The following is a 13,018-nucleotide window of genomic DNA, read 5'->3' on the forward strand; positions in this document are numbered from 1 at the left end:
TCAGGTCATGTCCGATTCCCGGTGCGAGCCCGTGCACAGCGCCCAGACGATGAAGAGGTTGACGACGACCAGGATCAGCGCCCACCAGGGGTAGTACGGGATCCAGAGGAAGTTGGCGATCGCGCCCAGTCCGGCGACCACGATGCCGAAGTAGCGCCCCCACAGGGCTCCGCCGAGGACGGCGCATCCGGCGACGACGAGGGCGATGCCCAGGATGAGGTGGATCCAGCCCCAGCCGGTCAGGCTGAACTCGAACACGTAGTGGCGCGTCACGACGAACAGGTCGTCGCTGGCGACGGCAGCGATCCCTTCGAGGAACGCCATCGCGCCTCCGAAGATCATCAACACGCCCGCCACGAGGGTGGTACCGGACGTGGGAGCGTGCCAGGGGCGCGGTTGCCCTTGGCCTGCCTGGGGCCTGCTGGCGTCACTGGCCATTTCGTTCTCCTAGGGTGCAGGGCCGGCGCAGTGGCCGGACCGGCGAGATCCCCCCATTCAGCCTGTCACGGAGGCTCACTGTCGGCACTCCGGCCCCCCGCGGCCCTCAGACGCCGGCCCGCACCGCATCCGGCCGCAGCGCCGCCCAGTCCTGCGCCGCCTCCACCTGCGCGGCCAGCGCCAGCAGCAGCGGCTCCGAGTCCGCCGGACCCAGCAACTGGGCGCCCATCGGCAGTCCGTCGCCCGTGAACCCCGCCGGGATGTTCACCCCCGGCCAGCCCAGGACGTTCCACGTCCAGGCGTACGGGCAGGCGGCTATCATCGCCCGGTCCGTGGCCATGGCACCGAGACCGGCCAGCGCTCCGATCCGCAGCGGCGGAGTGGCCGTCGTCGGGGTCAGCACCACGTCGAAACGGCCGAAGATCTCGCCGACCCGCCGCCCCAGCGCCGCCTCTGCCCGGCGGGAGACCCGCAGGGCCACCCCGCCCAGGATCCGGCCGGTCCGTACCGCCTCGTGCGTACGCGGGTCCAGCAGCGCCGGATCCGGCACGCGCGCCGCCCAGTCCCGTACGCCGCTGGTCGCGCGGGGTACGAAGGTCAGGCCGATCGGGCCGTACCGCGGGTCCTCCGGGACCACCTCGTGCCCCAGCGCCTCCAGCCGCCCGGCCAGCCGCTCCACCGCGGAACGCACCTGCGGGTCCAGGGACTTGGGCGTGGCGGTGAAGGGCATCCCGAAGGAGAGCGCGATCCGCAGCCGGCGCGGGGTGCGCCGGGCCGCCTCGACCGCCGAGATGCGGGCCGGATGGTGCAGGTCCTCGGGGTGCGGGCCGCTCGCGGCGTCCAGCAGGAGCGCCGCGTCGGCGACGGTACGGGCCAGTACGCCGTTGACCGTGAGCCCGTGGAAGGACTCCGGCTCGGGCCAGGTGGAGATGCGCCCGCGCTGCGGTTTCACGCCGACCAGGTGGGTCCAGGCGGCGGGGATCCGGACCGAACCGGCGCCGTCCGAGCCCAGCGCCGCCGGGACCAGGCCCGCGGCGACGGCCGCCGCCGAGCCGCCCGAGGAACCGCCTGGTGAGTAGGCCGGGTTCCACGGATTGCGGGTCGCGCCGAAGGCCTCGCCCTCGGTGAAGGGCCACTGCCCGAGCTCCGGCGTCTGGGTCTTGCCGACGATGACCGCACCGGCGGCGCGCAGCCTCCGTACCGCCTCGCTGTCGGCCGTCTTCGGGGCGAAGGGCCCGGCACAGCCGAAGGCGGTCGGCTCCCCGGTCAGGTCCATGTCGTCCTTGACCGCGAGCGGTACGCCCAGCAGGGGCAGCCGCTCGCCCGCGGCCAGCCGCCGGTCCGCCGCGTCCGCCTCGGCGAGCGCGGCGTCGGCGCGTACGGTCCGGAAGGCGTTCAGCTCCGGCTGCGCCGCCGCGATCCGGCGCAGCGCCTGCTCGGTCAACTGCCGCGCGGACACGCTGCCTTCGGCGAGCGCTGTGGCCATCTCGACCAGTCCGGCGGGCGCCGCGGCCCCGGCCGTCCGCGGGCCGCCCGCCACCGCGGCCGTGGCTGCCGCCCCGGCCGCCGCCGAAGCACCTGAAGAATCCGACATCGCGAACCACTCCCCCCGTTACCGTCCGGTAGGAAGACGGTAACGGGGACCCGCCGCGCGGGGCCAGGCGTAAAGCCGCGGCAGCCCTGCGGGCAGTACGACGTACGAGTCCTGCGGGTGGATCAGTTCATCTGGTAGCCGCCGAAGATGTCCACCACGAGGTCGATGTCGTCCCAGCCGCGGTTCCAGAAGTCGACGATGCCGTTGTTGCCCATGCCGGCCTGGACCAGGTTCGGGACGGTCTCCGCCCGCTTCCAGTTCAGGTTGGAGGAGTTGGGCGGGGTGGGCCAGGTGTCCAAGCCGGCCTTGTAGGCGTTCAGCGTGTTCGGGTCCGGGGCGACCGTGAGGTACCCCTCGCCCCGGGTGTTGGTGACCGTGGTGTTCAGCACGTAGGCCGTGTTCGAGGGCTGCTGGGTGGACAGCGGCATGTAGATGTAGCCCTGACCTTCCAGCGGACCCGACGACCACTTCGAGCTGTCGCGGGTGTCGAGCAGCCGCTCCGGGACGAAGGGCATGTAGGCGCCCCGGCTGCCGACGCGGTAGTAGCCGACGACGTCGACGATGACGTCGGTGCCGTTCCAGGCGCCGTTGCGGAAGTTGACCGAGCCGTCGGGGCCGATCGGCACGATCACCGAGTTGGCGACCGTCTGGCCGGCGCGGAAGTTCACGTTGGACGTGATCGGAACGGTGCCCCCGCTGGGGAACACGGTCAGGTGGCCGTCCTCGCGAGGGTTCGTGACGGTCACGTTCAGCGCGACCGCCGTGGCGTCGTCCGGGATGCCGTCCCTGCCGGCGAACTTGGTGCCGAAAGTGGTCTGTCCACGGACCTGGCCCTGGACGGTGCCGGTGCCGTTGCGGGTGTCGACGAAGCGTGACGGGTTCAGCGGGGTGTAGCCGCTGGACGTGGTCCGGGTGAAGTAGCCGGTGATGTCGGCGATCAGGTCGACCGACTCCCAGCCGCCGTTGTACAGGTCGACGTAGCCGTTCTTGGCGACCGGGACGATCACGAGGTTCGGGACGGTCTGTCCCTTGGCGAAGTTGACGTTCGACGTGATCGGACGCTCGCTGCCCTCGGGCCAGACCGTCACGTGGCCGCCGCTGGTGGTGTTGGTGGCGGTGACGTTGAGCACCACGGCCGTGACACCCGCGGGGATGTCGCCGTTGCCGGAGATCTTCACCCGGGTGGTGCCGTACGCGGGGACCTTGGCCTTCGGCCCGCCCGTGCCGTTACGGGTGTCCAGGAGCCGGGTGGGCGTGTACGGCGTGAAGTCGGAACCCGGAGTGACGACGGCGAGCGTGTTGGTGCCCCGCACACCCGAAGCGTCCTTCAGAGTGACCTTGATCGTGTAGGAGCCGATCTCCGAGTAGGAGTGGGCCACGGTCTGGTGGGTGGGACCGTCGGAGTCGAACACGTCGGTGCTGCCCTCGCCCCACTCGATGTAGGCCGAGATCTGGGCGTCCGGGTCGACGCTGACGGCGAGGTCCAGGCTGATGCCGCGGGCGCTGGTGCCCTTGGCGGTCAGGCCGACCGTGGGCTCCGTGGCGAGGGTCCCCTGCGCCTGGGCCTGGGCCTGGGCCTGTGCCTTGCCCTTGCCTGCGGGCCGGACCGTGCGCTCGGCGGGGCTCGTGAAGGTGCTGAAGTTCGACGCCGCGGCCTTGCCGAGGTCCACGTCCGGAGCGCTCACCCCGTGCGCGTCGGACTTGGCGGGGTCGTCGGCCTGGGCTATGCCGGGTACGAGACCTACACCCGCCGCGATGACGGCAGCGGAAACTACGAGTCGGCGATTGCGCACCGGCCCCCCATTTTCTGTTAATGCTTGAACAGGTTCGAAAGCTCGCCCAGAGTACACAGGCAGCGGCCGGTTGCTCACCGGATATCGGCGCCGGGCAGCACTCGACCGAGCGCCTTCCGGCGCGGCAGCGCGCCAGGTGCCGAATCCGGGCGACGCCCGGACGTCACCGGCTCGGACACCCGGCCATGACCGGGCTACTCACCCACAACCGAGTAGCTGCGCCCATACCGCGGCCACGGCGCCGGGCCTAGCGTGGACGCCATGAGCACCGACCAGCAGACCCTCACCGGCCACCTCGACCTTGCGGAGAGCGGCCGGCACACCGGCATGGCATCCCTCGTCCTGGGTGTCAGTGCGTTCCTGGCGCTCGGCACCCTGTCGGCCCTGCCGTACCTCGTCCTCCTTGCTCTGCCTCTCGGTATCGCGGCCGTCGCATCGGGCGTCCGCGCGCTCCGCCGCGGAGTGACCGCAACGTCCGGGCGGATCGCCTCGGTCACGGGGATCACGCTCGGCTCGCTGGGAGTCCTGGGCTGGGCGGCCCTGATGGTCCTCTGGTACTTGGTGGACCAGGCTGTGAGCGGATGACCGAACAGGCCGCGATGGCGGGTCACAGTGCATCGCGGGCGACTCGGGCAGTGGACTCCGACAGCTGATGGGTTTGGAGGGCAGCGCCGTCTCCTTCGTGCGCGACTTCGGCCCCGATGCAGGCCTGCCCGGTCTGCGAGCGGCGGGCGCCCCCCAGGAGTTCGTCTTCACCTTCCGCGGCTCCGCCAGGGTGCTGGGACGTGCTCCTGCGGGACGGCCCGCATGGGCTGGATCCCCGCCCTACGGGCAGAGCCGGCCGGGCGTCGGGTTGCAGTCGTCGCCCGGATCCACGGGGCCGCCCGGCCTGAAGTTGGACCACCAAAGGGGTGTGGAGCCGTAGTACACCACCAGGTTGCCGCCGTTCTGGACGGCCAGGTGCGCGCCCGCGTGATGGTCGGTGGCGCTGTTCCACAGCGGCCGCATCGCCGCGTCGTAGGAGACGAGGTTGCCGTCGGCCTGCATGTAGAAGGTGTTCCCGTAACCGTAGCTGCCGACGGCCGTCCAGATGGCGACGTTGTCGCGGTAGAGCACCACATGGCCGTCGTACTGCTGGATCAGCATGGTCCGGCGGTCGGGCGAATACCAGGCCTCGCCACGGTTGAGGCCGGCCGTGCCCCTGATGATGGTCTCGGTGTCGGCGTTCGGGGCGGCCGGGGCGGCCGGGGCGACAGCCGACGTGGCGGGCGCGGCCTGCGCCGCCGCGGCGCCGAGCCCGGCCGGGACCAGGGCGAGCACCGTGGCGGCGGCCAGTAAGACGGGGCGGATGCGTACTCGGTTCATGCGGACTCCGTGCGGTGTGATCCGGATGGACGCTCGCAGCCTTGCAGGGGAATCCTGCCCTCAGCAGGAGGAATCCGGCCGTAGGGCCGCCGCCCCTGCTGGGCCGTGGCGCCGACGATCACCGGCGTCTCCGGCGCCACGTCCGGGTCCGGGTCCGGGTGGCAGTGGCCCCCCCCGTTTCAGTCCCTGCGCAGTGGCAAGGTCCCCGGGTCCACCCGGCCGGGGTGCGCGGCGTCCTCGCTCATCGCGCAAGTCTCGCAGCTGCCTCTGACACCGGGCCACGGGGAGAAACCCGCTAGATCCACCCCTCCAGGGAGGTCATGAAACCGTCGAAGTCGTCGCGGTGGATGGTGTGTCCGGCCCCGGTGACCGAACGCACCTGGAAACCGCGGCTCTTGAGCAGCTCGGCCCGCTCCGGCGAGATCAACTGACTGGGATCGGCGAGCTGGACCAGCGACGGGACCGCCGGCGCCGCCGGCATCAGGTCGGCGCCGAGCAGCGGGGTGAGGCTCAGGGCCGTCTGCTCGTCCCACAGCGCCAGGGTCGCCAGCTCGATGTCGACGTCCACGTCCTCCCAGCGCGGACTCATCGCCCGGATCTCTTCCCTGGACGCCGACTTGAACCCGGCCAACAGCTCCGGGCCGAAGCCTTCGGCGGGGGCGGGCAGGTGCCAGCCGGGGTCGGAGTACACCGCCCGGCGCGGCTTCAGCCGGTCCACCGCGAGCGAGAGGGTCAGGCCGCCGAGGGAGTGGCCGATGGCGAGTTCGGCGCCGGCCGGGAGCGTCTCGACCAGGTCGTCCGCGTAGAGCTCCGGGCTGTACGGGCCGCGGCCGCTGGCCCCGTGGCCCCGCAGGTCCACGGCGATGACGCGGTAGCCGTGGTCGGCGAGGGCGGGGCCGACCCGGCGCCAGGTCCGGTGGTCGGCCATGATGCCGTGGATCAGGAGGGCGATGCGGTCGCCCTCGCCCCAGGTCTGGGTGTGCAGCTGCACGGTGGTGCCTTTCTCGAGGGTGTGAACTGCGCTCCGGGAGCGGCGAGTTCCGGTGGAAGGTGCGGACCGGTGGTGCGGACCTGTGGTGCGGGGTCGCGGTCAGCGCACGCTGCGGATCGGCTTCACCGCCAGCGCCCCCGCCACCGCCAGCACGGCCGCGACGACGAACAGCGCGGTGTACCCGCCGCTGAGCGAGACGATCACCGAGGCGATGAACGGCGCGACGATCTGCGGGCCGGCGTTGGCGATGTTGAGCACGCCCATGTCGCGGGCCGCGTCCTCGGCCTTGGGGAGCACCATCGTCACGAGCGCGGTGTCCACCGCCATGTAGCAGCCGAACGCCAGCCCGTTGACCAGGGAGAACGCCAGCATCGCGGTCCAGCTGGTCGACACGGCCGGGATGACGAGCGCGACGGCCGACAGCAGGGCGGAGGCGCCGACGAAGAGCTTGCGGCGGTCGAACCGGTCGGAGAGGTATCCGCCGAGGACCGTGGAGACGACCATCGCCACACTGGTCAGCGGCATCATCACCGCCACCGCGGCCTCCGGCTCCATGCCGTCGGGCAGCACGGTGTGGTCCTGGAGGATGTAGAGCTGGTAGCCGGTGACCGCGAAGTACCCGAGGACGAGCAGCGCCCGTCCGATGAACGCCCACCGGAAGTCGTGGTGGCGCAGCGCGCTCGCGAAGGCGGCGAGCTGGGCCTTGACGGGCAGCGGGGTGCGGGCCGGGAGGCGTTCCTCGCGGCTGCAGGCGGTGAAGAGGACCGCGGCCCCGGCCACGAGCGCGCCGAACACGAGGTATCCGGTGCGGTAGTCATCGGAGAAGGCGGCGCCGAGCAGCGCACCGACGGTGGAGCCGAAGGGCAGACCGAGGCCGACGGCCGCGGAGGCCTTGCCGCGGGCGCTCAGGGGCACCCGGTCGGGGACCACGGAGGTGATGGCAGCCTGGTAGACGTTCATGACGGCCTGGCCGAGGCACCAGGCGATCGTGATCAGCAGGATCGTGTCGGCGAAGCCGAGCAGGAACATCGCCGGGACGGCGGCGAGTCCGCCGCCGAGGATCCAGGGGTTGCGCCGTCCGCTGCGGTCGGACAGGGCGCCGGCGACGGGGTTGAAGACCGTGGCGAAGATCGCCGAGACCCCTGCGATCAGGCCGAAGTTCGCGACCTTGTTCGCCGGGTCGATGTCCTCGACCTGGAGCGCGAGCAGGACGCCGGCCACGCCGACGTAGAGCGCGTACATGGCGCTGTTGCCGACGAGCAGCAGGGGCAGCAGGCCGCGGCGTGCGGGGCCGGGCCCGGTGGACGCGTCGGTGGTGGCGGCGGTGGAACCGGTGCCGGGGGAGGAAAGGGCCACGGTGCCCTCCTGGGCGGTTGCGGGCGGTTGCGGGCGGTTGCGGGCGTCGGAAGGGAGGAGGAGGGAGGGGGAGGGGGGAGGGTGCGGGGTGGGGCCGCGTGCGGTGAGGGGTGGGCTGACGGGTGCGGTGAGGGGTGCGCGCCGCCCTGTCGCGACGGCGGGGGTGCGACGGAGCGCGACAGGGCGGCGGCACGGCGGGTCACGTGCCTGGGCACGTGCGGTGACACATCCGTCGTCACGTCCGTCGACGGGGATGTGTCGCCGTGGTTACACGTGTCAATGACTCGTGTAACCACTGTGTAGCATTCGTTTCAGGCCATTCGCTAGCCCCTGGGCGCAATCGGTCTGGAAAGATGCCACGGCAATGTCTCAGTCATCGAAATCGCCGAAGCCGCCGACCGCGGCCTCCGGATCGTCCACGCCGCCACCCCCCGTTCCGACCAGCGCCGACGTGGCCCGCCTCGCCGGGGTGTCGCGCGCGACGGTCTCGTACGTGCTGAACAACGCGGAAGCCGTACGCATCAGCGAGCCGACCCGCCGCAAGGTCCGCGAGGCCGCCGAGGAACTCGGATACGTCCCGCACGCGGCCGCCCGCAGCCTGCGCGCCGGGCACACCCGGATCGTGCTGCTGCCCACCCCGAACGTGCCGATCGGCCCGCTCTACAGCGCCTTCCTCAACGAACTCCAGTGGGCGCTGCGCCGGCTCGACTACACCGTGGTCCAGTACGGCAGCCTCGGCCTCAGCGGGGACGAGGCCGTGCGGGCGTGGGCGGAACTGCGTCCGGTGGCGGTGATATCCCTCGGCGAGATCACCCTCTCCGCGCACAACGTCGCCACCCTCAAGCGGGCCGGGGCTCGCGCGGTGATCACCCTGGGCCCGGTCGGCGTACCCGGGGCGCACGCCCTGGTGATGGACCAGCAGGAGGTGGGCGCCCGGGCCGCGGCCCATCTCGTCGAGCGGGGCCGGCGGCGGATCGGTGTGGTCGTCCCGGAGGAGGAGGGGCTGGAGCTGTTCTCCGCGCCCCGGCTGGCGGGCGCCCGCTCCGTGGCGGGTGCGGCGGGCGGGGAGGGTGCGGCGGGCGCCACGGCGGGTGCGGAGGGTGCGGCGGGCGCCACGGCGGGTGCGGAGGGCGTACGGGTCGAGCCCGTACCGATGGCGTACTCCGAGGAGTCGGCGGCGGCGCTCGCGGCCCGCTGGCGCGGGCTCGGGCTGGACGCGGTCTTCGCGTACAACGACGAGTACGCGATGCTGCTGATGCGGGCCTTCCAGGACGAGGGGCTGCGCATCCCCGAGGACGTCGCCGTCATCGGCGCGGACGACCTGCTCATCGGGCGGCTGCTGCGGCCCCGGCTGAGCACGGTGCGCCTCGAGATGCCGACGGGTGACCACCTGGCGTCGCTGGTGGACCAGGCGGTGCGTGAGCCGTCGGAGGCCACGGAGCGGCACGACCTGATGGCGGCCGAGGCCGTGCACCGCGAGTCGACCTGACGTCGCCCCGCGCGGGCGCCTGGGCCGCCGCCCCGGTCCGCCGCCCCGGTCCGCCGCCCCGATTGGGCACCTGGTCGGCTGCCCCGGCCCGGGGCCCTGATCGGGCGCCTCGTTCCGGCGCCCGGTTCCCGGGCCTCGTTCCGGCGCCCGGTTCCCGGGCCCCGTTCCCGCGCCCGGTTTCCGTGGCCCGTTCCACCGGCCCGTTCCGTCCGGCCGGGCCGACGGGTCGCCGGGGGCCGTTGACAGGCGGTGACGTGCGGACGGAGACTGCGGGCGCGCCCCACCGGGCGTGCCCGGCGGCGTGTCGCGATGCCCACACCGGCGTCGTGCCCACACCGGCATCGGTGCCCACACGGCGCCGGTGCGCCACCGCCCGTACGGATCCGCCCAGGAGAGACCCCATGAGCATCCGCACCGTCCGCGACGTCTACGTCGTCGACGCCGTCCGCACCCCGATCGGCAAGTTCGGCGGGGCCCTCGCCGGGGTCCGCCCGGACGACCTGGCCGCGCACGTGGTGCGCGCGCTGGTGGACCGTACGCCCGACCTCGATCCGGCCCGTATCGACGACGTCGTCTTCGGCGATGCCAACGGCGCGGGCGAGGACAACCGGGACGTGGCCCGGATGGCCGTCCTGCTGGCCGGCCTCCCGGTGAGCGTCCCCGGGGTCACCGTCAACCGGCTGTGCGGGTCCGGCCTCGAAGCCGTGATCCAGGCCGCCCGCGCCATCGCGCTGGGCGACGCCTCCGTGGCCATCGCGGGCGGCGTCGAGTCGATGAGCCGAGCCCCCTGGGTGCTCCAGAAGCCCGAACGGGCCTTCCCCGCCGGGCACCAGCAGATGTGGTCCACCACGCTCGGCTGGCGGATGACCAACCCGCGGATGCCCGCGGAGTGGACCGGTTCGCTCGGCGAGGGCGCCGAGCTCGTCGCCGACAAGTACGCCGTCACCCGCGAGGCGCAGGACGCCTTCGCCCTGGAGAGCCACCGCAAGGCCGCGGCCGCCTGGGCCGCCGGGCTGTACGACGGCGAGGTCGTGCCGTACGAGGGCGTGGACCTCGTACGGGACGAGTGCATCCGCGAGGGTTCCACCCCCGAGGCGCTGGCCCGGCTGAAGCCGGCCTTCCGGACGGACGGCCGGGGCACGGTCACGGCCGGCAACGCCTCCCCGCTCAACGACGGCGCCGCCGCCCTGCTGTTGACCGACGAGGCGGGCCTGGCCGCCACCGGCCGGGAGCCGCTCGCCCGGATCAGCGCCTCCGCCGTGACGGGGATCGAGCCCCAGCTCTTCGGGCTGGGCCCGGTGGACGCGGTGCAGCGGGCCCTCGGCAAGGCCGGCCGCGGGCTGTCCGACCTCACCGTCCTCGAACTCAACGAGGCTTTCGCGGCACAGGCGTTGGGCTGCCTGGCGGCCTGGCCGGAGCTGGACCCGGCCGTGGTCAATCCGCGCGGCGGCGCCATCGCGATCGGCCACCCGCTCGGTGCCTCGGGTGCCCGGCTGGCCGGTTCGGTCGCCCACCAGCTGGCGGCGGCGGGCTCCGGCACCGGCATCGCGGCGCTGTGCATCGGCGTCGGGCAGGGCATCGCGCTCGTCCTGGAGCGCTGAGCCCGCAGGGCACCGCCCTGGTGGTGCACCCGCCCCACCAGGGCGTCGACCATTTCCGGTCAGCGCCCGCCGCCAACTGCCCAATAACTGAACAGAAGTGGAGCCTCCCGTCTGGCACGATGACGCGTGCTGCCGCCCCCCCTCGCCCGGCACCCCGCCCATCCCCACCCGGAGGCCCCGCGCCATGCCGCTCCTCGACCCGACGCTCTGGCAGGACGGACCCACCCTCACCGGCGGCGCCGCCCCGGTCATCGAACCCGCCACCGGCCGCACCCTCGCCACCTTCGACCTCGCCGCGCCCGCCGACGTGGCGGAGGCCGCCGTACGGGCCCGGGCCGCGCAGCGCGACTGGGCGCGCACCACCCACCTGGAGCGGGCGGCCGTGCTCCGCCGCGCCGGGGACCTGTTCGCCGCCCATGCCGACGAGCTGCGGGAGTGGCTGGTCCGCGAATCGGGCTCGGTACCCGGCAAGGCCGGCTTCGAGCTGCACGTCGCCGCGCAGGAGTGCTACGAGGCCGCCGCGCTGGCCTCGCGTCCGGTCGGGCAGGTGCTGCCGAGCGAGGCGCCGCGGCTGTCCTTCACCCGGCGGGTCCCGGCCGGGGTGGTCGGGGTCGTGGCCCCGTTCAACGCACCGCTGATCCTGGCGATCCGCTCGGTCGCGCCGGCCCTGGCGCTCGGCAACGCGGTGCTGCTCAAGCCGGACCGGCGGACCGCCGTCTGCGGCGGCCTCGCCCTCGCCGCCGTGTTCGCCGCCGCCGGGCTGCCGGCCGGGCTGCTGCACGTCCTGCCCGGGGGCGCCGAGACCGGCGCCGCGGTGGTCGCCGACCCGCGGGTCCGGGTGGTGTCCTTCACCGGATCGACCGCGGCCGGCCGCGCCGTCGGAGAGCTGGCGGGCCGTCACCTCAAGCGCGCGCACCTGGAGTTGGGCGGCAACTCGGCCCTGCTCGTGCTCCGCGACGCCGATGTCGAGGCCGCCGTCGCCCAGGCCAGCTGGGGCACCTTCTTCCACCAGGGCCAGATCTGCATGACCGCCGGGCGTCACCTCGTACACGCCTCGCTCTACGACGAGTACGTCGAGCGGCTCGCCGCGCGCGCCGAGGAACTGGCCGTGGGGGACCCGTACCGCGAGCAGGTCCACCTGGGGCCGCTGATCGACCGCGCCCAGGTGGATCGCGTACACGCCCTCGTGGAGGCCAGCACCGAGGCCGGGGCCAAGCTCGTCGCCGGCGGCACCCACCGGGACCTCTTCTACCGGCCGACCGTACTGGCCGGCGCCGGCGAGGACACCCCCGCCTACACGGAGGAGGTCTTCGGCCCGGTGGCGCCCGTACGCTCCTTCGCGACGGAGGACGAGGCGGTGGCCCTCGCCTCGGCGGGCCCCTACGGCCTCTCCCTCGGGATCGTGACGCGGGACGCGGCGCGCGGGCTCGACCTGGCCGAGCGGATCCCCACCGGGATCGCGCACGTCAACGACCAGACGGTCAACGACGAGGCCGTCGCCCCGTTCGGCGGAGTCGGCGCTTCGGGCACCGGCGCCCGCTTCGGCGGCGAGGCCAACCTGGACGCCTTCACGGAACTGCGCTGGACCACGGCCCGCAGCACCCCGGCCGCCCACCCCTTCTAGGCAGTGTCTGACAAATGATCACGGGCTGGTTCGCGGAGCCAGAGGATCAGCGAGGCCAGGACGACGCCGGCGATGCCCCGACGCCGCAGCAGATGCCGGATCGCTCGGCTGGAGTAGGCCTTGTCGCCCAGGACTCGGGTCGGTTTCGTGCGTGGGCGGCCGGTGTCGGCTCGCGGAACGCGGATCCCGTCGAGGAGCTGACCGAATGCGGTGGCGTCGTTGACGTTGCCGGGCGTGAGCACGATGGACAGCGGCAGTCCCCGGCCGTCGACGGCGAGGTGGACCTTGGTGGTCAGCCCGCCTCGGGACCGGCCGAGGGCCTGGCGCGTCTGCGAGCCGACCGGATCTTCCAGTTCGTCCTCGTCCGCAGCCCTTTTTACGTGTGCCGGCGGCGTGCTGGTGAGCACGGTTGATCGTGGAGTCGACGGCGACGGTCCACTCCACCCGGCCCTCCGTGTCGTCGCGGACCTGCACATGCTCCAACAGCCTTGCCCACGTGCCGTCCGCCTCCCAGCGGGCTAACCGCTCATGGACGGTCTGCCACGGCCCATACCGCCCGGGCAGGTCACACCACGGAGCCCCGGTCCGCAACCGCCACGGCACACCATTGACCACCTGCCGGTGATCACGCCACGGCCGACCACGCCCATCCACCTGCGGCAACAAGGGCTCCATCCACTCCCACGCCGCCTCCGTCAACTCACCTCGACCTGCCACAAGATCAATTTTCAGACAGGCCTTAGTAGCATGGGCATGCCATCCCCCCG

Annotated in this window: 10 protein-coding genes and 1 pseudogene; 4 read left to right on the plus strand and 7 right to left on the minus strand. The window is 73.0% G+C overall.

Annotated features, from left to right (window positions below):
- The 3 genes from AB0D29_RS09810 to AB0D29_RS09820 form a co-directional block, all read right to left on the minus strand.
- Window positions 1-438, minus strand: a complete 438-nt coding sequence (locus AB0D29_RS09810; protein WP_362853009.1) for a hypothetical protein — start codon at window positions 436-438, stop codon at window positions 1-3.
- A gap of 106 nt (window positions 439-544) precedes the next feature.
- Window positions 545-2,032, minus strand: coding sequence for an amidase (locus AB0D29_RS09815; RefSeq protein WP_362853010.1), 1,488 nt, complete (start codon window positions 2,030-2,032; stop codon window positions 545-547).
- A 122-nt stretch (window positions 2,033-2,154) separates the two neighbouring features.
- The gene (locus AB0D29_RS09820) at window positions 2,155-3,825 is read right to left on the minus strand and encodes a PKD domain-containing protein (RefSeq protein ID WP_362853011.1); all 1,671 of its coding nucleotides are present in this window, start codon (window positions 3,823-3,825) and stop codon (window positions 2,155-2,157) included.
- A gap of 261 nt (window positions 3,826-4,086) precedes the next feature.
- Between AB0D29_RS09820 and AB0D29_RS09825 the strand changes: the two genes are divergently transcribed.
- Window positions 4,087-4,410, plus strand: a complete 324-nt coding sequence (locus AB0D29_RS09825; protein WP_362853012.1) for a hypothetical protein — start codon at window positions 4,087-4,089, stop codon at window positions 4,408-4,410.
- A 240-nt stretch (window positions 4,411-4,650) separates the two neighbouring features.
- On the opposite strand, the gene AB0D29_RS09830 is transcribed toward AB0D29_RS09825, so the two are convergent.
- The 3 genes from AB0D29_RS09830 to AB0D29_RS09840 form a co-directional block, all read right to left on the minus strand.
- A complete protein-coding gene (locus tag AB0D29_RS09830; protein WP_362853013.1) occupies window positions 4,651-5,190 on the minus strand; it encodes a hypothetical protein in 540 nt (179 codons plus the stop codon).
- Between the two features lie 295 nt (window positions 5,191-5,485).
- Window positions 5,486-6,181 carry an alpha/beta hydrolase gene (locus AB0D29_RS09835; RefSeq protein WP_362853014.1) on the minus strand — a complete coding sequence of 232 codons (696 nt, stop codon included), beginning with the start codon at window positions 6,179-6,181 and terminating at the stop codon, window positions 5,486-5,488.
- 99 nt (window positions 6,182-6,280) lie between these two features.
- Window positions 6,281-7,537 (minus strand): MFS transporter, encoded by a 1,257-nt coding sequence (locus AB0D29_RS09840; RefSeq protein ID WP_362853015.1) that lies wholly within the window; start codon window positions 7,535-7,537, stop codon window positions 6,281-6,283.
- 364 nt (window positions 7,538-7,901) lie between these two features.
- On the opposite strand from AB0D29_RS09840, the gene AB0D29_RS09845 reads away from it, so the two are divergent.
- The 3 genes from AB0D29_RS09845 to AB0D29_RS09855 all read left to right on the plus strand — a co-directional run bounded on the left by AB0D29_RS09845 (window position 7,902) and on the right by AB0D29_RS09855 (window position 12,251).
- Window positions 7,902-9,026: a LacI family DNA-binding transcriptional regulator gene (locus AB0D29_RS09845; protein ID WP_362853016.1), complete on the plus strand. Its 1,125-nt coding sequence runs from the start codon at window positions 7,902-7,904 to the stop codon at window positions 9,024-9,026.
- A 401-nt stretch (window positions 9,027-9,427) separates the two neighbouring features.
- On the plus strand, window positions 9,428-10,627 hold the full coding sequence (locus AB0D29_RS09850) for a thiolase family protein (protein WP_362853017.1): 1,200 nt from the start codon (window positions 9,428-9,430) through the stop codon (window positions 10,625-10,627).
- Between the two features lie 184 nt (window positions 10,628-10,811).
- Window positions 10,812-12,251 carry an aldehyde dehydrogenase family protein gene (locus AB0D29_RS09855; RefSeq protein ID WP_362853018.1) on the plus strand — a complete coding sequence of 480 codons (1,440 nt, stop codon included), beginning with the start codon at window positions 10,812-10,814 and terminating at the stop codon, window positions 12,249-12,251.
- On the opposite strand, the pseudogene AB0D29_RS09860 reads toward AB0D29_RS09855, so the two are convergent.
- A pseudogene (locus AB0D29_RS09860) lies at window positions 12,248-12,968 on the minus strand (IS5 family transposase). The gene AB0D29_RS09855 and the pseudogene AB0D29_RS09860 overlap by 4 nt on opposite strands.
- Window positions 12,969-13,018 lie beyond the last annotated feature (50 nt).

The organism is Streptomyces sp. NPDC048424, assembly GCF_040651555.1.
In the GTDB taxonomy this organism is placed as follows: Bacteria; Actinomycetota; Actinomycetes; order Streptomycetales; family Streptomycetaceae; genus Streptomyces.